Genomic DNA, 21,903 nt, shown 5'->3' with positions numbered 1-21,903 from the left:
GCTCACATTCGGGAACTTTATGACGAACCGATACTCCACTCGGTCGCGCGGGCGGCGCGCCCACGACGATCAGCCGACATACTACTCTTCGTCGTCCTCGTCACCGTTCCCGTCGCTGACCGTGACCTGCGCCGACTGGAGGACTTTCTCGGCCATCTCGTATCCCGGCTGGTACACCTCGGCGATGGTGTCCTCGGGGTGGTCGCTCTCGACTCGGAGCATCACCTCGTGGCGTTGGGGGTCGACCTCCTCGCCGGGGTCGGGGCGTATCTCGGTGACGTTCTCGTCCTCGAACACGCGGTCGAGTTCCTTCAGCGTGAGTTCGACCCCCTCGCGGAGACTCTCGACGTTCTCGTGTTCCTCTTCGACGGCGCGTCGCAGGTTGTCTCGCACGTCGATGAGTCGCTGAACGAGGTCCTCGGTCGCGCGCTTTTCGAGCCGTTCTTGGCGCTTTTTCGCCCGTTTCTTGTAGTTCTGGAAGTCGGCCTGCTTTCGTTTCAGTCGCGTTCTGAGGTCGTCGACTTCCGCTTCCAGTTCCCGTCGCTCCGATTCCGCGGCGACGAGGCGCTCTTCCACGTCGGCGGCGAGGCTCTCGTCGGCCACGGCGACGCGCGCGACGAGGCCGGTTCCTTCCGGGCCGAGCACGTCTTCCTCCGCGTCCTGTTCGGCCTGTTCCTCGTCCGCCGTCTGGGCGGCCTCTTCCTCGGTCATACGTAGTCGAAAATCCCTGCGTGCGTTTAAGCGTTACAGAATTGGGACGCGAGTTCGGTTCGCGCCAAGAGGTCGACGAGCGCCTCCGCGGGAACGCTGTATCGCGGCCGCCCGACCAGACCGCTGAGCGGGTCGTACTCGACCAGATCGCGACGGGAGAGCGTGGGGAGGCGAGTCCGCGAGAGGTCGGCGAGCACCGCTTCGAACGCCTCGTCGGACACCGATTCGGACGACACGTCCCGCTCCCACGCGGCGACCTCTCTTGCGAGCACCTCCAATTCCATCGGCGCGGTTCCGGCGTGCCGTGCGAGCGAGTAGAGCACGTAGCGGTTGCGACGCTCGGACAGGCTAGCAAGCACCGAACCGACAGAACTACGGGGCATCCGTCGTTCCACTGTCGCCGCGGACGAATTTTAACCCCGCCAACCGTTTCCATCGTTTACCGTCTGTAACGCGAGGTGAGTCGAGCGCGACCGAGTATGGGGTACGATTGTCCGGAGAGCGAATTCCGATATGGCCGTTTCGTCGGGGATGATTCCGCGGTAACGACCGGTTCTCGGGGATAAGGTCTCGTTCGAAGGCCTCGTCGGGAAGAATCGTCGGCCTACTCGCGCCAGCGTGGGACACAACTCTTTTCGGGCGGGCGAGAGAACTCGAACGTATGCCAGACGAAGAACCGAACGAGAACGGCGACGACGAAGAGAAATCATTCCGAGAGCGAGTCGAGGAGATCCGGGAGAAACGCGCGGAAGAAGGCGACGAAGACCGCGACGAGCGACTGAAGGAGGCGCTCGGCGGCGGCGGCCCCGGAGGAGGCGGCGGCCCCGGCGGCATGGGCGGCAACCCCTTCGCCCAAATGATGGGCGGCATGATGGGTGGCGGCCCCGGTTCGATGGGCGGCGGTCCGGGCGGCGAATCCGGCGGCAACGAGGAACTCGTCCGTGAGGTTCGACAGCTTCGGGACGAAGTCCGCGACGCCACCCGTCAGCTCCAGCGTATCGCGGACGCGCTCGAAGACTGAACTGTCACTCATCTTTCGGCAATTCGTAGACGAAAACGGAGATTCTTATACTTCACACCCCCTATTTCGATTCGTAACAGTGGCGGGAGAGTCGAGTAGCGGAAGTTCGCTCCGTCTGTTCGAAAACCGGGAGTTCGTCGCGCTGGCGAGCACCGCGTTCGCCCGGAGTCAGGCGTACTCGACCATCCTCATCGCGCTGGCGCTGTACGCCGACATGTTCCACACGACGAGCACCGTCGAAGGGTTGTTCGGTACGGCGTTCGCGGTGGTACAACTCTTCATCGTCCTCCCGCTCGGGCGGTACATCGACACGCGAAACTCGAAGCGCATCCTGCTCGTCGGTCTGCTGCTCAACGTCGCCGTCTTCATCGGTTTCATGTTCGTCGAGAGCGTCGAACACGTCATCCTCGTCCGGATTCTACAGGGAACCGGCGCGAGCATCCTCTGGCTCACCGGGATGACCGTCGTCGGGGAAATCAGCGAGGACGGCTCGCGGGGGTTGTGGATCGGCACGTATAATCAGGTCGGCGCGCTCTCCAGCCTCGTCGGCGACGTCTTCGGCGGACTCCTGCTCTACCTCTACGGTTTCAGGCTCACGTACATCGTGCTCTCCGTCATCACCATCGGGGCGTTCGTCGCGGTGCTCCTCTTCCTCCGGGACAACCCCGGCGGGCGGAAAGACGCCGACGAGACGAGCGGGCGCGAGACCATCCAAACGCTCCTCGACCGCTCGGCCATCAAGGCGCTCGTGTTCTTCCGCCTCTCGTTCAGCGTCGGGAAGATGGCGGTCATCACGTTCCTCCCGATATACGCCCACACGGAGTTCGGCATCAACCCGTTCGTCGTCGGCGGTATCATGGCCGGGGGAAAGCTGACCAAGTCGCTGACGCAGGGGAAGGTCGGCAATTGGACCGACCGCGTGGACGGCACCCACAGGTTCATCCTCGCGGGCGCGCTCGTGTACGCGCTCGGGACTGCACTCATCCCGGTCGCTGGCGTAGCCCACCACTACATCCCCGATACGACCGTCAGCGCCTTCGGCGGAGAGATGGCGCTCCCCGGCGCGTTCTTCGTCCTCTTCGCGGCCTACGCGGTGCTCGGAATCGGCGATAGCCTCCGACTCCCGGCGAGCATGTCGCTGTTCGTGGCGGAGGGCGAGCAGTTCGATGCGGTGGCCTCCAGTCTCTCTCTGCGGTCTATCGCGTGGAAGGTCGGGCAGGTCGGCGGGCCGGTGTTCATCGGAGCCATCTGGGACGCGACGAACGTGTTCGTGGCGTTCTGGTTCGCCGCGGCGTTCATCGTCGTGTCGTCCGCCGTCTTCGTCGTCCTCTACAGCACCGACCCCGCGCCGGGGGAGTGTGTCGACGCAGTTGCAGGGGATTAGAAAAATACGAGTCGACCGAATCCACCTTCCCACCGCCGAGAATATCGAATTACTGAAACCCTGTCCAGCCATACCTCCGGTATGGGCGACCCACTGGAGATGCGAGAAGAACAGTTGGACGAAGTTCTGGATCGACTCAACGACGAGTACCCGGACGCGACCATCTCGCTCAACTTCACGAATCGCCTCGAACTGCTCATCGCGGTGATGCTCTCGGCGCAGTGTACCGACGAGCGCGTGAACAAGGAGACCGAACATCTCTTCGAGAAGTACCAGTCGCCGGAGGACTACGCGAACGCAGACGTGGACGAACTCGACGACGACCTTAGTTCCATCAACTACCACCGCAACAAGGCGAAGTGGATCAAAAGCTCCTGCCGAACCATCGTGGAGGAACACGACGGGAAAGTTCCGGACACCATGAGCGAACTCACCGACCTGAAGGGCGTCGGGCGGAAGACGGCGAACGTCGTGCTCCAGCACGGTCACGACACGGTGGAAGGAATCGTCGTGGACACGCACGTCCGGCGGTTATCGCGGCGACTGGGACTGACGGAAGAGGAGCGTCCGAAGACCATCGAATCCGATCTGATGACGTTCGTCCCCGAGGAAGACTGGCAGCAGTTGACCCACCTGTTCATCAGCCATGGACGGGCGACCTGCACGGCCCGGAATCCCGACTGCGACGACTGCATCGTCGAGGATGTCTGCCCGTCATCACAACTCGACCATAAGATCGACCTCGCTAGCGGCGAGACGTGGGACTGAGAAGTCGACGGGAAGCGGTTAGAAGTAATCGGTGTACTTGATGAGGAACCGAATCATCCCGAGCACCCACGCGAACAGCCAGAAGAGGACGTAGCCTGCGACGCCGACGCGCAGCCGCCTGCGCCACGAATCCATGTTCTCGTGGAGTTCGCTGATATCCACGTCGTCTCGCGGGTTGCCGTACAGGTCGTGGGCGCGCTTCACCTGAAAGATCCTGACGATTCCCGTGAGCGCGAGCACCAACATTGCGTAGGCTTGCAGACCGAGAAAGACGTGTACCGCGGCGAGACCGCCCAACTGATCCAAGAGGCGCGGGGCCATCCACCCGAGAACCGGAATCGTCGTAAGCAGCAGTCCGACGAGGATGAACTTCAGGTGATAGGTGAGCACGTCCCACGTCACCGTCTCCGATTCGATGATCACCCACGCGCCGTAGAGATAGAACGGAAAACTCACCGTCACGACTACCGCGACCGCCGTCGCAATCGCCGCGTCGCTGACCATATTCGGTGGTTAGAGCGCGGAGCGTTAAAGCGTGCGAAACGCCCGGCAGGACAGAAGATGTTTAGCCGTCGAAGCGTAACTTCCGGATAATGGCCGACTCCGACAGTGGGACGCAAGGCGCAGACGACGATGTGCCGGAGAAATCCCGCGAGGAACTCCGCCGCGAGGTCGAAGAGAAGTACGATTTCGAGAACTTCGGCCCCGAGGACATGGCGGAGATGTCGCTCGAAGAGTGGGAAGTCGCGTTCGACCCGGACGCGTGGATAACGGGACGCGACCTGCTCGATCGAGTCGAGGCCGACCTGAAACACCGAATCGCCGTCCGCGAAGTGTTCGCCGTCGTCGAGCGCATCACCCGCGACGGCGAGCCACAACTGGTCGCGTACTCCGACGAGGGCTACGCCATCGTTTACCCCGACGGGAGCGTCGAAGGACGCGGAACGGTGCTCCGCGACGTGAAACCGACGGTGGCACTAGCGTCGATGGAGGAGTACGACGTACCGGAGATGCCCGACAGCGACCAACTGCCGCAACCGCACGAGGTTCCGGAGGGGAGCGGCGAGTTGGGGAACAAACTGATGCAGGCTATCGCGGTCATCCACATCCTCGCCGGAATCGGTCTGCTGCTCGGCTGGCTGCTCGTCACGCTCCGAGTTCTCGGCGTTCCGGAGAACGTGCGAAACGCGGCTGCGCTCCTCGCCATCGTCGGAGGCGGCTTCCTCGTCTTCGGGCTGTTCGTCCTGCTCCTCGTGGCGAACGCTCGCCTTTCGGATAGGTTCCGCTCGGAAGAGTATCGAAATCGGCTCCGGTCTGCCGGTGTCGAGTCGGGCGAACGACCCGACTTCCTCCCGCTAGACGAGAACGAGCAGGACGACTGAACGGACGGGAGGAGTTCCGAGGCCGTCGATGCCGGCAATCCAACGGCATCGGTGGCTTTAAGCAAGTCCCATCCTGAGAAACACGTGTATGAAGAGGCGGGACTTTCTACTGGCGGCCAGCGGCGTTGCTGGCGGAACTGCCGCGGCGGCGGCACCCGCTGGTGCGCAGCAGACGACCACGTCGGGAGGTGGAAACCAGTCCGGCGGGAACGGGTCTGGCGGAAACCAGACGTCGGGCGGTGGCAACCAGTCGAGTGGCAACCAGTCTAGCGGGAACAAATCACAAGGCGGTGGCGGTGGCGGCGGCGGCGGTGGCGGCCCCACGAAGACGGTGAAGGTCGGCCCCGGCGGAAACCTGACGTTCGAACCGTCCGAACTGTCGATTCCGCCAGGGACGACGGTGAAGTGGGTCTGGGAGTCGAACACCCACAACGTCGTCCCCGAGAGCCAACCCAGCGGGTCGAGTTGGAAGGGAACGCCGGGCGCACCGAGCAAGACGTACGATTCGGGTCACACCTACTCGCACACGTTCGACACGCCCGGTACGTACGAGTACTTCTGCCAGCCGCACAAGTCCGCCGGTATGACCGGGACGCTCCAGGTCGGCGGCGGTGGCGGCGGTGGCGGCGGTGCCGCCGAGGAAGCAGACCCCGAAGAGATGGGCGTGCCGTTTCAGGCGCACTACGTCGGAATCGCGACGATTCTGATGATGGTCGTCTCGATCATCTACACGTTCTTCTTCCTGAAGTACGGCGAGTCCGCACACACCAGCGGAGGGAACAGATAGATGTCATCGTCAGGAAGCACCTACGGCGACATTCACCGATACGAACCGGCCCGCGAGAGCACGACCGCAGCCATCGCCATCGTCCTGTTGACGATCATCGAGGTCGTGTTCGTCGGCCTGTTCACCTACGGCCTACTCAACGGCTGGGGTCTCTCGGAGGTCGGCAACATGTACCTCGGCGGCATCCTCGCCGTCATCTTCATCGACCTCGCATTCGTTCTCATGCTGTACCGAAAGGAGTTCCTCCCCGATGTGATGATCGTCAAGAAGCGTCGGCGCAAGTGGGAAGACCTCTACGTGCGCGAAGAAGAACAGTACGGAACCGAGTCGTTCGGTGACGCGTGGGATCATTTCAAACGAGCAGTGTACCCCTACTACAAACGATAAACAATGGCAGAAGACGACAAATATCCGGAAAGCACAGGTCGCCGCCGTTTCGTCAAAGGCGTCGTCGGAAGCGCGACGCTCGCAGGCCTCGGCACCGCCACGGCCGCCGCGCTCAAGACGGCTACGTCTCCGACCGGCGAAGGTGGCGGTATCACGAAGTTCATGGGCGTGGAAAACACGGACGGCCCCGCACCGCGTGGGATGCCCCAGATTCCGATCGAAATCGACGGCGAAGGATATCTGAAAGGGTTGTTCCCAAAACCCGAGACGAAGACGGTGCAGGGACGAGAAGTGACGGTCGCCGAGACAAAGATCGCGGGTCTCACATACTCCGTGGAGTGGTTCCAGTACTGCGGCGTCCAGACGTACAAGGGTGTCGACCCAGAGGCCGACATGGACAACTACTTCCGATACAAGGAAGGCGGGTACGATTGGCAATCTAGCGAGGTCAAACCCGGCAACAAAGTCCACGTCGATGACTTCAGCGACTACAAAACGTGGGGCAACGGAATCGGTAAGTCCGGTTTAGGGAAGCCGGCGAGCGTGACGTGGCGCTCACAGGACGTGCCCGCGAGCCAGACGCTGACTGTCGAAGTGATTCGAAGCACGAACGTCGAAGAGATAGCGAACAACAGCGAGTGGCTCAAAGCGACCACCCAAAAAGGATTCATCGCCCATCTGAACAAATGTACGCACTTCTGTTGCGTGCCCTCGTTCAAAGGCATCGCCGGATCCGCGAAGTTCGGCGCGGCGGATGAAATCTACTGCCCGTGCCACCAGTCGGTGTACGACCCCTTCAGCATCATCGAGGAATCGTTCGTGGCGCTGCCACGGCCGGAGGACGAGTAAAATGAGTATCGAACGAAAAGACGAGCACGACCACGGCGAGTGGCTCCGTGAGAAAGACCTCACGCCCATCGAGAGCACGTTCCTCACGACGCTCATATGGATGGATCGCCGGTTCCGCATCGTCGATTATCTGGAGATACTGGAGACGCTGTACTACCGCGTCAACCTCCAGATGCCGAAAAGCCACACCGAACAGTACGGGCTGGACAACAAGTTCTGGTACTGGTATCCGCTGTACGCGCTCGGTAGTTTCTCGACCATCGCGTACGTGGTTGCCGCCATCAGCGGCGCGTTACTCGGCTTCTACTACTCGCCATCGACGGCGGCCGCCCAAGGAGACCCATCGGCAGCGTATCAACAACTGACGTTGATCATGACCGACCTCAACTTCGGGTTCATGCTCCGGAGTATCCACCGCTGGTCGGCACAGGTGATGGTCGCCGCGGTGTTCCTCCACATGCTCCGCGTCTACTTCACGGGCGCGTACAAGGAACCGCGCGAAGTCAACTGGATAATCGGCATCCTCCTCATCAGCCTGACGATGGTGTTCGGTTACACCGGCTACCTGCTCCCGTGGGATCAGCTCGCGTTCTGGGCCGGACAGATCGGCGTCGAGATGAGTCTCTCGGTTCCGCTCATCGGCGAATGGGTCGCTCAACTGCTGTTCGGCGGCTTCAGCCTGAGTCAATCGACGCTCCAACGAATGTACATCCTGCACGTATTCCTGCTGCCATTCGTCGTGACGACGCTCATCGCCGTCCACATCGGCATCGTCTGGATGCAGGGCATCGCCGAACCACACTGATACCAATGACCGACGAAAACGAACCAAAAACCGACGGAAGCGGCACCGGCATCGTCCCGCCGGACGACGAGACCCCCTCGTGGCTGGAGCGCAAACAGCGTACGCAAGGTCTCTCTCGGCTGACCTACGAGTACTTCGAGCGCGCCCGCCGCGAAGACCAAGACCTCCGACAGGAGTCCAGCTACGTCGAGCGCGACGTGCTGGCGTTCCCGACGTGGCCCCACGAGATGATCCGTAATCTCTCGATCACGAGCTTCTTCGTCGGGATGATCCTGTTTCTCTCGGCGACGCTCCCGCCGCACCTCGGCCCGCCCGCCGACCCGAGTTCGACCCCGGCGATCATCCTACCCGACTGGTATCTCTACTGGTCGTTCGGCCTGCTGAAGCTGGGGCCGCTCAACCCCGAACTCGCCATCCTCGGCGGTGACAAGCTGATGGCGGATCGAACCTACGGCGTCGTGGCGAACGTCATCGTCGTCGGTATAATCGCTATCGTCCCGTTCCTGAACAAAGGGAGCGCCCGACGCCCGGTCGAGCAACCGTTCTGGGCGGCGGTCGGCGTCTTCGGCGTCACGTTCGCGATCACCATCAGCGCGCTGTCCATCAAAAACCTGCTCCCCATCAACGCACACCTCGCGTTCGACCTGACGTTTCTCATTCCCATCGTGGCGGGAACGATGGCGTACGCGGTGTTGAAGTCAATGCGGGAAGGCTACATGTTCAGCCTGAACCGACGGTACTACCGCCTGCGACCGCCGAAGTGAGCGAGTTCTTTTCTCATGTCCGGTCGTGACGACGAGTTCGAGACTAGTTATTCGGTGTTCGACGACGACGCGAGTGACGAGAAGAGCGACGACAGCGCCGATTCATCCGGGCTCCGTTCCCGCGACGTGGTCGTCCCGCTTCGCGTGTACAAGGCGGTGACGGTCTTTTCGACGCTTTTCGCCGTCGTTACGGTCGTCGGCGGGTTCATCGCGCTGGACGTGGCGACCGAGCGAGCGACCGTCCCGCTTCCGAAAGTCGATTTCCCGCTCGCCATCTTCGGGCTCGCGCTCATCGCGGCCGGAGCCGCGGTGTACGCCTTCTCCACGCGATTTCGCGCCGAGGGAATGGGAAAGTCTAAAGACGGCTCCGACGAACCATCGAACAATGGCTGACGAATTCGTAAAGGGACTCGGTATCGCCACGGCCGCAGGTCTCGCCTGGATGGTTCTGTCGGGGTGGTACACGACCCCCGGCTTCGAGGACACCCAACTCGTCGGCGAGGTTCCGGGAAACCTGGATATGTACGGCAGTCTCGCCATCCTCCTGCGCGAAGCGTTCTTCTGGTTCGCCATCTCCGCCATGGTGTTTTTCTGGGTTCTCGTCCCCGCCATGCGGAAGTTCCGGCGAGCGCGGACGTAACACGGCTTTTTCTCCGCGGTACTCGAATGTCCACTAACCGTAACTCCAACTAGCCGTCGATGCGCGTCCCCGGCGTCTCGTCGGCGAGAAACGCGGCAACGTCGTCCGGGCCGAAGATGGAGGCTGGAGCGCCGAGTTCGAGAAGCGCACGAACCTTCTCCGCCATACCGCCGGTCACGTCCGTCGATTCGCTCTCGCCGAGCACGTCCGCGACCTGTTCGTAGGCGGTGATTTCGGGGATCACCGAGTCGTCCTCGTCCAAGACGCCGGGCACCGTCGAACAGAAGCCGACTCGGTCGGCGTCGAGCTGGTTGGCGACCGAGACGACGAGTTCGTCTCCGCTGACGACCGTGATACCCGCTCCGGCGTGGGCCACGACGTCGCCGTGCAGAACGGGGACAAACCATTCGCCGAGCATCGTTTCGACCTGTTTCGTCGGGAGTTCGAGATTCGCGTTCGAATCGCGTGCTGCGGCGGAGAACGGATGCACCGGGACGGCGGGGACGTCGCGTTCATGGAGGCGCGCGAGGACGAACTCGTTCAGCGTCTTCATCGCGCCGTGGATATCCATCGTGGCACCCGCGTCGTGACTCCCCACCGTCGTCGAGACGTCGTGTCGGCTCGCGTGGTGGTGACCGAAACTCCCGCCGCCGTGGACGAGCACGAGGTTCTCCGCGTCGGCCTCGCTCACCGCGTCGGCGACGCGATCAAGGGTCGCGCCGTCCAGGGTGTCGGCGCGGTCTTTGTCCGTGATGACGCTCCCGCCGAGTTTGAGCACAGTGAGACTCATTCTACGCGCACCCCTTCGGTGTCGAGTTCCGCGCGAAAGGCGTCCTCGCAGCCCGGCGTGAACCGGAGTGCGGTCTTCGTCTCGTCCGTCGGGTCGAGAGCGACGATGCAGCCGCCGCCGCCCGCACCGGTCAGTTTCGCGCCGAGCGCGCCCGCGTCGCGGGCCGCCCAAACCATGTTGTCTAGCGAGCGCGAGGAGACGCCGAGCGCCTCCAGTAAGCCGTGATTGAAGTCCATCAGTCGTCCGAGTTCGTCAACGTCTCCTTCGGCCAACACCCGTTCACCTCGTCGGACGATGTCGCCGACGCTCTCGACTGTGTCGGTGGCGAACTCGTACTTCTCGCGGAGCGCGCGAACGCCCGCCACGAGTTTTCCCGTATCGCCTGCGCCGCCGTCGAAGCCGACGACGATAGGGAGGTCGGGAGCCTCGATAGCTCGACAGTCGTCACCCTCCACCCGGACCGCCCCGCCGGTCGCCGAGCAGAAGGTGTCCGCGCGCGAAGCTTCCCCGTCTTGTACCGCGAGTTCCGCACGGTACGCCCTGTCTGCGATCTCATCGGTCGGGAGTTCGACGCCCAATTCGCGGCTCGCGGCGTCGATGGTCGCCACCGTCACCGCCGCCGAGGAGCCGAGTCCGGCACCCAACGGGATGTCGCTCTCGACGGTGATGTCGAAACCGGCGTCCGGCGTGTCGGTCGCGTCGCGGGCCTGTTCGATCGAGGCGTCGATGTACCCCACTCCGGCACGGACGAGCGATTCGGAGACGTTCACGTCGGGTGTCTCATCGGTTCCACCGCTGTACTCGACCGTGAACCCGTTGAGGCTGAGATCCTTCGCATTGACGCGGAGGCGGTCGTCATCGCGAGATTCGACCGTGACCGTCGCCCGACGTTCGATGGCGCAGGGCACTGCGGGTTCGCCGTAAACGACGGCGTGTTCCCCGAATAGATACACCTTCCCCGGGGCGCTCGAAACTATCATGCCGTACTCTCGGTGAGCCGGGGGTATCACTTTTTTCGAATGAAGCGAAATCGATCTGCACCCGGACATGCTGGTTTCGCTGTGCTCGGTCTATTCCGAATCCCCCTCGCGGAGGAATTTACTCGTCACGTACGTTCCTCGCAAAATTCGGTGGGTTCGGGCGGATTCGAAATATCACGGTCGCACTGATCCGGTACGACTGGTCGCCTGCACGACCGACACCGTCTTCGCGCATCGTGTCAACCTCTTCGCATGGACGTCACGCTGCTCGGATCCGGCGACGCCCTCGGCGTCCCGGCCCCGCTGTGCGACTGCGAGTACTGTCGGACGAGTGAAAGACGACGACGGCCGGGTCTACTGGTCGAAATGGCGGGTGCGACAGTCGTCCTCGACGTGTCTCCCGATGTGAAAGAACAGCTCCACGCGATTGAAATGCCGGACGTGAACGCGTTCTTCGTCACCCACCATCACTTCGATCACGCTGGCGGCCTTCACGAACTCAACCACGCTGCTATGGCGTTCGACGAACACATGCTCAACCCCGGAGCGGTCGCTTCGGACGAGCGCCCTCGCAAAGCGAGCTTCGAAGTCTTTCTCACTCCGACGGCGTGTCTTCACCTCAATTACTCGAATGCCCACGTCGCAAAGCACCTCGACCTGAACCTGCTCGCGCACGGCGATGCGGTTCGAGTGGGCGACATGCGAGTCGTACCGTTTCCGGTCGATCACGGGCGACCGATGTTCGACACGCTCGGGTTCGCCGTCTACCACGACGACGCCAAGGTCGTTTACGCGCCCGACGTACGGGGGTTCCTCCCCGACCGCGAAGCGGGGCGGGAGTACGAGAACGCAGACCTTCTGTTCGCAGAGGGTGTGGCGCTGTTTCGCGCCGAGGGGCACGGTTCGGAGGCGGAGTTGCGATCTGCGCTGGAGTCGGCGAGCGCCGACCGGACGGTGCTGGTGAACTGCAACGAACACTTCCAACGGATGTCGACAGCGGAGCTGCGATCGGCCGCGGCCGATACGGAATACGAACTTGGGCGCGACTTCGCGGAGTATCAGCTTTGAGCTGTCGAGTTGATGGTAGAAGGCGCTCAACACCGTAATTCCTCAGCTAATCCGTAAAACAACGCAAATCCGGTTTCGAAAATTCGGCGATTAAATCTCGCTCTCGAAGTCGTCGAGCGAGTAAGCGGGTTCGGCACCGCGGCGGTCGAGCGTCTCGTTGGCCAGCAGCCAGTAGACGACCGACAGCGCCTTGCGACCCTTGTTGTTCGTCGGGACGACGAGGTCAACGTTGCTCGTGTTGTTGTTCGAGTCGCACATGGCGATGACGGGGATGCCAACCGTGATGGCCTCCTTGACCGCCTGCGCGTCGCCGATGGGGTCGGTAACGACGACCACGTCGGGTTCGATGTAGCCGTCGTACTTCGGGTTCGTCAGCGTGCCGGGGATGAACCGGCCGGTGCGAGCGCGCGCGCCCACGGCATCGGCGAACTTCTCCGCCGGGAAGCGACCGTACTGGCGCGAGGACGTGACCAGTATCTGCTCGGGGTTGTAGTTGGCGAGGAAGTCTGCCGCCGTGCGGATTCGCTGGTCGGTCTTGCTCACGTCCAGGACGTACAGTCCGTCGGTTCGGACGCGGTGGATAAACCGCTCCATGTCCTGGGTCTTCTGTTGCGTACCGATGTGGACACCGGCGCCGAGGTAGTCCTCGACGGGGATGAGGAGATCCGCCTCCTCGTCGCCGAGCACGTCCTCGTCGAATCGTGGTTCTTCTTCGGTCTCGTCCGCTTGTGCGGCGACATCTTCGTCGGGGTCGACGTCGGGTTCCGCACCGGCCTGTCCGGTGGCTTCCGCGTCGACTTCCTCTTCCGCGGCGTCGAAACCGTCCGCTTCGTCTTCTACCTGTTCAGATTCGTTTTCGCTCATAGTCGTGTCACGTTCTGCTCGATTCTGATGAGTTCGTTGAGTTTGGCGGTTCGCTCGCCGCCGACCGCGCCCGTCTTGATGAACGGCGCGTCGGTCGCCACGGCGAGGTGTGCGATGGTCGTGTCTTCGGTCTCTCCGCTCCGGTGCGAGATGACCGGGTCGTACCCGTTCTCGACCGCAAGTTCGACCGCGTCGAAGGCGTCGGAGAGCGTTCCGATCTGATTCGGCTTGATGAGGATGCTGTTTCCGGCACCTCGCTCGATACCCTCCGATAGTCGCTCAACGTTCGTGACGAACAGGTCGTCACCGCAGATGAGTGTCCGCTCGCCCACTCGGTCGGTGAGTTCCGCGAATCCGTCGTAATCGTTCTCGTCCAGCGGGTCTTCGACGTAGACGAGGTCGTACTCGTCGACGAGTTCCGCGACGTACTCTATCTGCTCGTCCGTCGAGCGCGTCCGGTCGCGGTAGTGGTACTCGCCGTCCTCGTACAGTTCGGCACCGGCCACGTCGAGTCCGAACAGCACGTCGAATCCGAACTCGTCGGCGACGGTCGAGACGGCCTCCTCCATCACCTCGAACGCTTCGTCGTCGTCGATGGACGGCGCCCACGCGCCTTCGTCACCTTTCGCGGCGGAGATGCCACGGTCGTCCAAGATGTCAGCGACTTCTCGGTGGACTGCGGCGTTAGCGAACACCGCGTCCTGAACGCTCGGTGCGCCGACCGGGGCCGCGAGGAACTCCTGAATCGCCGTCGCGTCGGCGGCGTGTTCGCCGCCGCCGATGGCGTTGCCGAGCGGAATCGGGAAGTTCTTGCCGCGGAACGCACCGCCGAGGTGCTGGTAGAGCGGCGCACCGAGCACGTCCGCCGCGGCCTTCGCGGCGGCCATGCTGATGGCGACGGCGCTGTTCGCGCCGATCTCCGAGAAGTCGTCGGTTCCGTCCGCGACGCGAAGCGTTCGGTCGACGTCGCGCTGGTCGCCGACGTACACCGTCCCTTCGAGACGCGGCACCGCGTGTTCGCGGGCCGAGGCGATCGCCTCACCGGGTTCGAGTTCTATCGCTTCGTACTCGCCCGTACTCGCCCCGCTCGGCGCGGCGGCGCGACCGAATCCACCGCTCTCGGTCAGCACGTCCGCCTCGACGGTTGCGTTGCCGCGCGAATCGAGCACCTGCCGGAGTCGAACGCGTTCGATGCGCGTCATCGCTCCTCTCCACGACGGACGGTGAACGGGAGCACGCCCGCGTCGTACTCCTCTGCCGCGATGAGGATCGGCTGTGACTCCTGGGTGTCGATGAGCACCGGAGCGCCGTAAGACACTTGCAGTGCGCGCGCGCCGAGGATTCGAGCTTTCTCGTATCGGGAGTAGTGTTGTTGAGCCATCACTGGTAAGGAGCGACGATGTCCACGAGGTCTTTGTGTGAGACGAGCATCCGCCGACAGCAGTGACGCTCGACGCCGAGGTCGTCGAGAACCTTCGCCGGATCTTCCTCGCCCATCTGGGTCTCGGCGCGAGCCTTGTACTCTTGCCAGTGTTCGCCGACGACGTTACCGCACGTGAAACACCGAACTGGGATCATCATGGTTGTACCACCTCAGCGGTAGGACTTCTGGTAGCGGGCGCGGGCACCGGGGCCGCCCCACTTCTTGGGTTCGGACTGGCGAACGTCGTTGACCAGCAGTGAGCGGTCGAACTCCATGAACGCATCGCGGAGTTCGGCGTCACCCATGTACTGGACGAGTCCGCGGGCGATCGCGGTGCGGACTGCATCCGCCTGTCCGGTGATTCCGCCGCCCGAAACGGTGACCTCAACGTCCACGCCTTCGCGCTCATCCTCCGCGATGCGGAACGGTTCGAGCATTTTGAGGCGGGCCATCTCCGGATCCACCAGTTCGACCGGTTTCGAGTTGATTCGTACGCGACCTTCGCCTTCCTTGACCGTGGCGCGGGCGATGGCTGTCTTCTTCTTGCCGCTCGTGTTCGTTACCATGTGACGTTAGCACCTAGGTGTTGACTGACTTCGCCCAACTGGACGAAGCGGATGTTCGAGAGTCGGTCTAGCGACGTATCGTCGAGGATTTCGCCGTCCTCGTCGTAGGGGTTGCCGACGTAGACGCGCACGTTCTCGAAGGCTTCGCGGCCCCGCGGTTTCTTGTACGGAAGCATGCCGCGGATGGAACGTTTGGCGATCATGTCCGGACGTTTCGGATAGTACGGACCCTGGTCGGAGCTTAAGTTGAAGCGCGTCTCGAACTTCTCCTTGACGTCCTCTTCGCTCCCGGTGATGATAGCTTGTTCGGCGTTGATGACGGCGATTCGTTCGCCGTCCATCGCCCGTTGTGCGACCTGACTCGCCACGCGACCGAGAATACAGTCTCGGGCGTCGACGATAACGTCAGCGTCGAACTCCGCGATACTCATCGAATCACCCGGACGTTCGAGCCGTTGGGGTTCTGTTCGATTGCCTGTTCGAGTCGAATCGGTTCGCCGTTCGCCTGCTCGATCTTCGTCTGTGCAGTCGAGGAGAAATCGACTGCTGCAACGGTGATGTTCTTCTGCAAGACACCGCTCCCGAGAACCTTGCCGGGCACGACGACGGTCTCGTCTTCCTGTGCGTACCGCTCGATGCGGCCCAGGTTGACCTCTGCGTGCGTGCTCCGTGGTTTCTCGAGACGTGTCGCAACGTCGCTCCACACGTCGGCGTCCGAATCGCGGGACACCGACTTGAGTTCGGCGATGAGACTACTGAGCCTCGGATTAGTTTTACTCATGCTGCTTCCTCCAAGTACTGAGAACTGAAGTGCAGGGAGCAGGATTTGAACCTGCGGACTCCTACGAGACAGCGCCCTGAACGCTGCGCCGTTGGCCAGACTTGGCTATCCCTGCACGCTGAGAACACGTGCATACCCTCGCGGGCAACACAGTGTTGACTGTGGCCCTTCAAACCTGTTTCGGTTGCCGAGGCGCGGAGCGCCTCGGATACCGCGAGCGGGCACCGCCCGCGAGCCCGCCGGTTTCGGGAGTCGGTACTCCGCGTCGAATCGGCGGACGCGTCAGGGAGGTTCGAAGGTCCTATCATGGTTATAGTTGAATTGCCTGTTCGAGTTCGTCCGCGCGCGCCGACAGCGAATCGACCGCCTGCGTCACCAGCTCTTCGATGGTGAACGACCCGTCGCTCTCGACGTGGAACACGAAGGCGTTCGGTACGTCGTGAACCGCGACCTCCTTTCCGGGGAACCGGTTGGTGAGGTCGTGGTCGAACGCCTCCGTCGGAACGAGTTCGCCGTCGTCCTCGATGACGCCACGGAGAATCTGCGGTTCTTCCTCTCCGAACTCGTCCCGGTCGCCGACGACTTCGACGCGCTGTAGGTGACGGTAGCCGACCGCGACGCCACCTTGATGCTTGGCGTGCTCCTTGCCCAAACCGAGCACCGCGTCGGCCTCCAGTTCGAGTCGTTGACCGTCTTTCAGGTCGATTATCGGGACGTTGTCGTCGGCTGGCTGCACCATCTCGTCGGAGCTGATGAGGTCGCCCGAGAACGCGGTGCCCGGTCCCGACACGTCGAGACTGAGCGTCACGGTGTCGCCTTCCTCGAACTCGCCGGGGGGCGTCGTCAAGGGGACGAGACCGAGCCGTAGCGCGATTTGCTCGTCGAACATCACCGAGGAGTTCTCGATGACTCGGAGCGTGTCGATGGACAGCGTCGGCACGTCCGCTATCATGGCCCGGCGAATCCCGTTGGCGAACGCCGGGGTGACGTTGCGGACGAGGAACCGAGCCTCGCGTTCGTCGCGGTCGATGAACTCTACGTCGAAGTCTTCGGTCATGTGTTAGAACCCACTACCTTTCGGTGCGCGAGTGCCGTCGTGCGGAATCGGCGTCACGTCCTCGATACGACCGATCTCGATACCGGCGCGGGCGAGTGCGCGAATCGTCGCCTGCGCACCGGGGCCGGGGTTCTGCTGTAGGTTGCCACCGGGGCCGCGCACGCGAACGTGCAGGCCGTCGATACCAGCGGCTATGACCTCCTCGGCGACCGTCTCGGCCATCTGCATGGCCGCGTACGGCGAGGACTCGTCGCGGTTCTGTTTCACGACCGACCCGCCGGACGACTTTGCAATCGTCTCCGCACCGGTGAGGTCGGTGATGGTGATGATGGTGTTGTTGAACGATGCGTGTACGTGGGCGATACCCCACTTCTCGTCGTTGTTGCTCATTCGTTACCCTCCGCGCGTTCCGGGTGGAGTTCGTCCGCAAGCGGGCTTGTCTCGTCGAAGGCGACGAAATCTTCCTCGTCCACTTCGACCTTGTACGACGGGATGGACACTCGACTATCGCCCACGGTGATGTGTCCGTGGGTGATGAACTGTCGCGCCTGCTGCGGTGTGTGCGCCAGTCCTTTCCGGTAGGCGACGGTCTGGAGTCGGCGCTCCAGCACGTCGGTGATGTCGAGGAGCAACACGTCGCCGAGTTCGTCGCCCTCGTCGAGGACGCCGATTCGCTTCAGTCGGGAGAGGAACTCGTCGCTCTCCTCCGCCTCGTCGCCCGTGATGCTACCGAGCAGTCGGCGGGCCTCGCGGCGGAAGTTACGAAGCTGACTCTGGGTTCGCCAGAGTTCTTCTTTATTCTTCAAGCCGTAGCGATCCATCAGACTGCGTTCCTCGGCGATTCGCTCGCCCTGGAACGGATGGTTCGGCGTCTCGTAGAACTTCGTGTTCTCTCCGGGGAGCGACATTATTCGTCACCCTCCTCGGCGGCCGCTGCGGCCTCTTCTTTGATCTCCTCGACGTTCACGCCGACCGTCCCCTCGGTACGGCCCGTGGACTTGGTTCGCTGACCGCGAACCTTCTGCCCTCGCTTGTGACGGACGCCTTTGTACGAGTTGATCATCTTCATTCGGTTGATATCCTGTCGACGGGTCATCGACAGGTCGTTGCCGGTCTCGTGGGTCGTCTCGCCGGAGAAGTACCCCTTGCGGTGGTTCGCGAGCCACTCCGGGGTTCGGTCGGTGTAGTTCTCCACGGCGTCGACGACGCTTTCGATGTCGTCGTCGTCGAGTCGACCGAACGTCGCCGTCCGGTCGATGCCCGCCTCCCGCGCGATAATTCGTGCCGTGCGACGACCGATCCCTTTCATCTCGGAAAGCGACCGCTCTACGGACTTCGTCCCATCGAGGTCAGTTTGCCCGATGCGGACGAAGTACCGAAGGTCGTCGTCTTCGTCCTGTGGTTGTTCCGTGCTCATGGTTGATAGGTTGGAGCGTCGAGGGAGGGATTCGAACCCTCGAGGCTTGACGCCACAGAGTTAGCAACCCTGCGCCGTGGGCCAGACTAGGCTACCTCGACACATACTCTTACGTTCGCCCTTCCGGACTCGGGACACGTATCCCTACAGTTGTCTGCAACTCATCCTACCGGAGGTTAGTATTTAAACGCAACGAATGTCTTCTGAAGCACGCGGTATCCCGCCGCCAGCACCACGGAGACGACGTACGAGCCGACCAGAAACGGAGCCCAGAACACCCACAGTTCGAGCGTCGGAAATAGGCGACTGCCGACGGCGCTCCCGAGCGTGAAAACGAGATAGCCCGGCAGCGCGAGCGGCGTCATGAGCCGGTTATCCAGCGCACCAAGAACGAGCGGGCCGACCAGCGCGAGATACGACCCCCACACCGCCCGCCCCGCGAACACTTCTCGCACGTTCATCGATCTGTCCTCCGTTCGATTCCGTGCCGGGAGAGGAGATCGGCGGTGGCCCGTTTCGTCCACCGAACCCTCGTATCGGGATCGAGCAGGAACTTCGTCGTCTCCACGATGTACCCCTCTTTGTCGAGGTCACCCGCCACCTTGTGGACGAGCATCGGACTCGACCCACCCAGTTCATCACCGCGACGGTAGGCGTGGAATGGCATGTACCACGGGACGACGTCGCCGTTAAGTTGTTCGACGGTTCGTTTCGCGTATTCGCTCGCGTCTCCCGCGTCGGTCGGCCAGATGACCTGACCGACCGACGATTCGTGATAACCGTAGATACCGATGGAACCGTGTAAGTCGAACACTACGTCCGGGTCGTGGCGGGAGACCACGTTCCAGATAGCTCGAGCGAGCGTCGTCTGCGGGTTCTCATCGGTGGGGAACTGTCGATTCAAGTCCCCGTTCGCACCTTCGCGCCGACTCTTCCGAATCGCCACGCGGTTCGCCTTCGGAAGGACAACGAGCGTTCCGCCGTCGATTCGCCACTTTGCGACGTCCCTTGCCGCGCGATAGCCGCTCGGTTCGTCGCCATGCATCCCTCCGACGACGAGTGCCGTCGGGCCGTCACCCGCTTTTCGGACGAACACCTCCGTCGCGTACTTCGTCCCATCGAGAATGGTGTACGACGAAGGTTTCCCCACCGGTCGTCCGCTTCCGACGACCGACGTCGCGGCGCACCCGCCTGCCAACGCACTAGACCTCGCGAGAAATGCCCGTCGTCGCATACGAGAGTGGGCGTAGCCAGCCCCTATGAACTTTATCGCCGACTCAGACGTCGATGTACCGGTCGTTTATCTCCCACTCGTTCTCGTCGTTTCGAATCATGTACTCGCCGTAGTAGGGGACGCGGTTCGCTACCGTCTCGCGGAACGTCTCGCGGATTTCGGGTTTCGTCATCTCACCCATCGACCGGAGGTCGTCGTTGCGATTCAGACACCCCTTGAGATATCCCTCGTGCGTTACGCGTACGCGATGACAATTAGAACAGAAACTCGGGTTCTCGACCGGGTCGACAATCTCGACCATCCCGCCGTTCACCCAGTACCGTCTTCGGCCGTGCATCTCCCGTACCTCGATCTCCTCGGCCTGTTTTTCGAGCCAATCGTGGACACGCTGGATGTCGATGGCCCACTCCGGCTTGCCGGTCAACTCCGGCATGTACTCGATGAGTTGTAATTGAAGTCCGTCGTTCTCGGCGACGTGTTCGACCATCCGAGGGACGTAGCCCGCGGTTGCCTCGAAGACGACCATGTTGAGTTTCACCGGGTCGAGACCGGCGTCGAGCGCCGCTTCGACGCCTTCTAGCACTTTGTCGTACGCGCCGCTTTTCGTCACCTCCGCGAACGCTTCGGGGTCGAGCGCGTCCTGCGAGACGTTCACGCGCTCTAGTCCCGCTTCACGGAGTTGCTCGGCCCTCCCCGGGAGGAAGGTTCCGTTCGTCGTCAGAGAAACCTCCATCTCGTCGGGCGTCCGACGAATTATCTCCTCCAGATCTTGTCGGAGCATCGGCTCTCCTCCGGTGAATTTCACTTTCTCGACGCCGAACTCGCGGGCGACTTCCAGAAATCGAACGACGTCGTCGGCGCTCATCTCGTCGTCCTGTGCCTCCATTGGACCGCGCGTATCCCCGAGTCCCTCGTTGTGGCAGTAGATACAGTCGAAATTACACCGGTCGGTGAGCGAGACGCGCACACCCGATACCTCGCGCCCGAACGAATCTTCGAGCATCACACACCTCTTTCGGACGAGTATTCTTAAACTCGTGGGAGAACACCATCGGAACGTAACTGAATCTATTTACGCCAGCCACGGAGCGAAACTACTGCCTCCGACGACGGAATCGAGTCCTCCGGTTTATCAGCCTTTCTTCCGGTTCACAAGTCTTATCGACAGGTCACACCCTAGCCGTCACCATGGACGAAGCTGACGTTCGAGAACTCCTTCGAACCGTTACAGACCCCGACCTCGACGAGGATATCGTCTCACTCGGTCTCGTTAACGACGTAACAGTCGAAGAGGGAATTGCACGGATTTCGCTCGCCCTCGGTGCACCGTACGCGCCGCACGAAACCGCGATTGCGAACCGCGTCCGCGAAGTGCTCGCCGAGGAAGGGATCGAAACGCAGCTCTCGGCTCGCGTCGACAGTAATCTCTCGCCGGATGAGCAGGTACTTCCCGGCGTCAAGAACATCATCGCAGTCGCGTCCGGAAAGGGCGGCGTCGGAAAGAGCACCATCGCCGTCAATCTCGCCGCGGGGTTAGCGAAACTCGGCGCTCGCGTCGGGCTGTTCGACGCCGACGTGTACGGACCGAACGTCCCGCGAATGGTCGATGCGGACGAACGACCGCGAGCGACCGAAGACGGGAAACTCGTTCCGCCGGAAAAGTTCGGCGTGAAACTGATGAGTATGGCGTTTCTTACCGGCCAAGACGACCCCGTCATCTGGCGCGGCCCGATGGTTCACAAGGTGCTCACCCAACTCTGGGAGGACGTGGAGTGGGGACAACTCGATTACATGGTCGTCGACTTGCCGCCCGGAACCGGCGATACGCAACTCACGCTGCTCCAGAGCGTCCCCGTCACCGGTGCGGTTATCGTCACCACGCCACAGCGTGTCGCGCTCGATGATGCGGAGAAGGGTCTCCAGATGTTCGGCAAACACGAGACGCCCGTTCTCGGCATCGCGGAGAACATGAGCGCGTTCAGGTGCCCCGACTGCGGGAGCGAACACGACATCTTCGGACGCGGCGGCGGTGCGGCCTTCGCCGAAGAGCACGATATGCCGTTTCTCGGTGCCGTCCCGCTCGACCCGTCAGTCAGAACTGGCGGCGACGAGGGGACGCCCATCGTCCTCGACGACGAGAGCGAGACGGGCGACTCCTTCCGCGTGTTGACGGAGAACGTCGCCAACAACGTCGGGATTATCAACCGCCGCAAGCAATCCTGAGT

At 62.4% G+C, this 21,903-nt stretch carries 32 protein-coding genes and 2 tRNA genes; 13 read left to right on the top strand and 21 right to left on the bottom strand.

What is annotated here, in order from left to right; all coding sequences use genetic code 11:
* Positions 1-81: 81 nt before the first annotated feature.
* Complete coding sequence (locus LIW51_RS05000; RefSeq protein WP_227376120.1) at positions 82-711, bottom strand: nucleotide exchange factor GrpE; 630 nt, start codon at positions 709-711, stop codon at positions 82-84.
* A 26-nt stretch (positions 712-737) separates the two neighbouring features.
* Positions 738-1,094, bottom strand: a complete 357-nt coding sequence (locus tag LIW51_RS04995) for a DUF7344 domain-containing protein (protein ID WP_227376119.1) — start codon at positions 1,092-1,094, stop codon at positions 738-740.
* Positions 1,095-1,372: 278 nt separating this feature from the next.
* On the opposite strand from LIW51_RS04995, the gene LIW51_RS04990 reads away from it, so the two are divergent.
* The 3 genes from LIW51_RS04990 (at position 1,373) to nth (ending at position 3,884) form a co-directional block, all read left to right on the top strand.
* Positions 1,373-1,732, top strand: a complete 360-nt coding sequence (locus LIW51_RS04990; protein ID WP_227376118.1) for a hypothetical protein — start codon at positions 1,373-1,375, stop codon at positions 1,730-1,732.
* Between the two features lie 79 nt (positions 1,733-1,811).
* Positions 1,812-3,116, top strand: coding sequence for an MFS transporter (locus tag LIW51_RS04985; RefSeq protein ID WP_227376117.1), 1,305 nt, complete (start codon positions 1,812-1,814; stop codon positions 3,114-3,116).
* Between the two features lie 81 nt (positions 3,117-3,197).
* Positions 3,198-3,884 carry an endonuclease III gene (gene nth, locus LIW51_RS04980; protein WP_227376116.1) on the top strand — a complete coding sequence of 229 codons (687 nt, stop codon included), beginning with the start codon at positions 3,198-3,200 and terminating at the stop codon, positions 3,882-3,884.
* An 18-nt stretch (positions 3,885-3,902) separates the two neighbouring features.
* Here the strand turns inward: nth and LIW51_RS04975 are convergent, their stop codons facing one another.
* A complete protein-coding gene (locus LIW51_RS04975) occupies positions 3,903-4,388 on the bottom strand; it encodes a DUF7321 family protein (RefSeq protein WP_227376115.1) in 486 nt (161 codons plus the stop codon).
* An 89-nt stretch (positions 4,389-4,477) separates the two neighbouring features.
* Here LIW51_RS04975 and LIW51_RS04970 point away from each other — a divergent pair, with 89 nt between their 5' ends.
* The 8 genes from LIW51_RS04970 to LIW51_RS04935 all read left to right on the top strand — a co-directional run bounded on the left by LIW51_RS04970 (position 4,478) and on the right by LIW51_RS04935 (position 9,498).
* Positions 4,478-5,266 (top strand): DUF7319 domain-containing protein, encoded by a 789-nt coding sequence (locus LIW51_RS04970; RefSeq protein WP_227376114.1) that lies wholly within the window; start codon positions 4,478-4,480, stop codon positions 5,264-5,266.
* 88 nt (positions 5,267-5,354) lie between these two features.
* On the top strand, positions 5,355-6,053 hold the full coding sequence (locus LIW51_RS04965) for a plastocyanin/azurin family copper-binding protein (RefSeq protein ID WP_227376113.1): 699 nt from the start codon (positions 5,355-5,357) through the stop codon (positions 6,051-6,053).
* Entirely contained in the window at positions 6,054-6,440 is a 387-nt protein-coding gene (locus tag LIW51_RS04960; RefSeq protein WP_227354983.1) for a DUF7318 family protein, read from the top strand.
* Positions 6,441-6,443: 3 nt separating this feature from the next.
* Positions 6,444-7,289: a Rieske (2Fe-2S) protein gene (locus tag LIW51_RS04955; protein WP_227376112.1), complete on the top strand. Its 846-nt coding sequence runs from the start codon at positions 6,444-6,446 to the stop codon at positions 7,287-7,289.
* A 1-nt stretch (position 7,290) separates the two neighbouring features.
* Entirely contained in the window at positions 7,291-8,094 is an 804-nt protein-coding gene (locus LIW51_RS04950) for a cytochrome b (RefSeq protein ID WP_227376111.1), read from the top strand.
* Between the two features lie 5 nt (positions 8,095-8,099).
* A complete protein-coding gene (locus LIW51_RS04945) occupies positions 8,100-8,858 on the top strand; it encodes a cytochrome b family protein (protein WP_227376110.1) in 759 nt (252 codons plus the stop codon).
* 15 nt (positions 8,859-8,873) lie between these two features.
* Positions 8,874-9,251 (top strand): DUF7315 family membrane protein, encoded by a 378-nt coding sequence (locus LIW51_RS04940; RefSeq protein ID WP_227376109.1) that lies wholly within the window; start codon positions 8,874-8,876, stop codon positions 9,249-9,251.
* On the top strand, positions 9,244-9,498 hold the full coding sequence (locus LIW51_RS04935; protein ID WP_227376108.1) for a DUF7314 family protein: 255 nt from the start codon (positions 9,244-9,246) through the stop codon (positions 9,496-9,498). Before LIW51_RS04940 ends, LIW51_RS04935 begins: the two co-directional genes overlap by 8 nt.
* Positions 9,499-9,547: 49 nt before the next feature.
* Here the strand turns inward: LIW51_RS04935 and LIW51_RS04930 are convergent, their stop codons facing one another.
* Complete coding sequence (locus tag LIW51_RS04930; RefSeq protein ID WP_227376107.1) at positions 9,548-10,288, bottom strand: isopentenyl phosphate kinase; 741 nt, start codon at positions 10,286-10,288, stop codon at positions 9,548-9,550.
* Positions 10,285-11,268 (bottom strand): mevalonate kinase, encoded by a 984-nt coding sequence (gene mvk, locus LIW51_RS04925; protein ID WP_227376106.1) that lies wholly within the window; start codon positions 11,266-11,268, stop codon positions 10,285-10,287. The genes LIW51_RS04930 and mvk overlap by 4 nt, the downstream gene beginning before the upstream one ends.
* 252 nt (positions 11,269-11,520) lie before the next feature.
* Between mvk and LIW51_RS04920 the strand changes: the two genes are divergently transcribed.
* Positions 11,521-12,336 carry an MBL fold metallo-hydrolase gene (locus LIW51_RS04920; protein WP_227376105.1) on the top strand — a complete coding sequence of 272 codons (816 nt, stop codon included), beginning with the start codon at positions 11,521-11,523 and terminating at the stop codon, positions 12,334-12,336.
* 90 nt (positions 12,337-12,426) lie between these two features.
* Here the strand turns inward: LIW51_RS04920 and rpsB are convergent, their stop codons facing one another.
* The 16 genes from rpsB to moaA form a co-directional block, all read right to left on the bottom strand.
* Complete coding sequence (gene rpsB, locus LIW51_RS04915; protein ID WP_227376104.1) at positions 12,427-13,200, bottom strand: 30S ribosomal protein S2; 774 nt, start codon at positions 13,198-13,200, stop codon at positions 12,427-12,429.
* Entirely contained in the window at positions 13,197-14,402 is a 1,206-nt protein-coding gene (gene eno / locus LIW51_RS04910) for a phosphopyruvate hydratase (RefSeq protein WP_227376103.1), read from the bottom strand. Before eno ends, rpsB begins: the two co-directional genes overlap by 4 nt.
* Positions 14,399-14,581, bottom strand: a complete 183-nt coding sequence (locus LIW51_RS04905) for a DNA-directed RNA polymerase subunit K (protein WP_368411755.1) — start codon at positions 14,579-14,581, stop codon at positions 14,399-14,401. Before LIW51_RS04905 ends, eno begins: the two co-directional genes overlap by 4 nt.
* Positions 14,581-14,781, bottom strand: a complete 201-nt coding sequence (locus LIW51_RS04900; protein WP_227376101.1) for a DNA-directed RNA polymerase subunit N — start codon at positions 14,779-14,781, stop codon at positions 14,581-14,583. Before LIW51_RS04900 ends, LIW51_RS04905 begins: the two co-directional genes overlap by 1 nt.
* 12 nt (positions 14,782-14,793) lie before the next feature.
* Positions 14,794-15,189, bottom strand: a complete 396-nt coding sequence (locus LIW51_RS04895) for a 30S ribosomal protein S9 (RefSeq protein WP_227376100.1) — start codon at positions 15,187-15,189, stop codon at positions 14,794-14,796.
* A complete protein-coding gene (locus LIW51_RS04890; protein ID WP_227376099.1) occupies positions 15,183-15,620 on the bottom strand; it encodes a 50S ribosomal protein L13 in 438 nt (145 codons plus the stop codon). The genes LIW51_RS04895 and LIW51_RS04890 overlap by 7 nt, the downstream gene beginning before the upstream one ends.
* Positions 15,617-15,970 carry a 50S ribosomal protein L18e gene (locus LIW51_RS04885; RefSeq protein WP_227376098.1) on the bottom strand — a complete coding sequence of 118 codons (354 nt, stop codon included), beginning with the start codon at positions 15,968-15,970 and terminating at the stop codon, positions 15,617-15,619. The genes LIW51_RS04890 and LIW51_RS04885 overlap by 4 nt, the downstream gene beginning before the upstream one ends.
* 30 nt (positions 15,971-16,000) lie before the next feature.
* Positions 16,001-16,085, bottom strand: a tRNA-Leu gene (locus LIW51_RS04880).
* A 195-nt stretch (positions 16,086-16,280) separates the two neighbouring features.
* Positions 16,281-17,027 (bottom strand): DNA-directed RNA polymerase subunit D, encoded by a 747-nt coding sequence (locus LIW51_RS04875; protein ID WP_227376097.1) that lies wholly within the window; start codon positions 17,025-17,027, stop codon positions 16,281-16,283.
* Between the two features lie 3 nt (positions 17,028-17,030).
* Complete coding sequence (locus tag LIW51_RS04870; protein WP_227376096.1) at positions 17,031-17,417, bottom strand: 30S ribosomal protein S11; 387 nt, start codon at positions 17,415-17,417, stop codon at positions 17,031-17,033.
* Entirely contained in the window at positions 17,414-17,935 is a 522-nt protein-coding gene (locus LIW51_RS04865) for a 30S ribosomal protein S4 (protein WP_227376095.1), read from the bottom strand. The genes LIW51_RS04870 and LIW51_RS04865 overlap by 4 nt, the downstream gene beginning before the upstream one ends.
* The gene (locus LIW51_RS04860; protein WP_227376094.1) at positions 17,935-18,444 is read right to left on the bottom strand and encodes a 30S ribosomal protein S13; all 510 of its coding nucleotides are present in this window, start codon (positions 18,442-18,444) and stop codon (positions 17,935-17,937) included. Before LIW51_RS04860 ends, LIW51_RS04865 begins: the two co-directional genes overlap by 1 nt.
* Positions 18,445-18,460: 16 nt before the next feature.
* Positions 18,461-18,545: transfer RNA gene (locus tag LIW51_RS04855), tRNA-Ser, on the bottom strand.
* 75 nt (positions 18,546-18,620) lie between these two features.
* Positions 18,621-18,905 carry a hypothetical protein gene (locus LIW51_RS04850; RefSeq protein ID WP_227376093.1) on the bottom strand — a complete coding sequence of 95 codons (285 nt, stop codon included), beginning with the start codon at positions 18,903-18,905 and terminating at the stop codon, positions 18,621-18,623.
* Complete coding sequence (locus LIW51_RS04845) at positions 18,902-19,678, bottom strand: succinylglutamate desuccinylase/aspartoacylase family protein (RefSeq protein ID WP_227376092.1); 777 nt, start codon at positions 19,676-19,678, stop codon at positions 18,902-18,904. The genes LIW51_RS04850 and LIW51_RS04845 overlap by 4 nt, the downstream gene beginning before the upstream one ends.
* Before the next feature lie 43 nt (positions 19,679-19,721).
* Complete coding sequence (gene moaA, locus LIW51_RS04840; RefSeq protein ID WP_227376091.1) at positions 19,722-20,681, bottom strand: GTP 3',8-cyclase MoaA; 960 nt, start codon at positions 20,679-20,681, stop codon at positions 19,722-19,724.
* A 185-nt stretch (positions 20,682-20,866) separates the two neighbouring features.
* Here moaA and LIW51_RS04835 point away from each other — a divergent pair, with 185 nt between their 5' ends.
* Positions 20,867-21,901 (top strand): Mrp/NBP35 family ATP-binding protein, encoded by a 1,035-nt coding sequence (locus LIW51_RS04835; RefSeq protein ID WP_227376090.1) that lies wholly within the window; start codon positions 20,867-20,869, stop codon positions 21,899-21,901.
* Positions 21,902-21,903: the final 2 nt, after the last annotated feature.

Origin of the sequence: Haladaptatus halobius, assembly GCF_020618475.1 — an archaeon.
GTDB lineage: Archaea > Halobacteriota > Halobacteria > Halobacteriales > Haladaptataceae > Haladaptatus > Haladaptatus halobius.
This window is presented reverse-complemented; position numbering and strand designations above follow the sequence as displayed.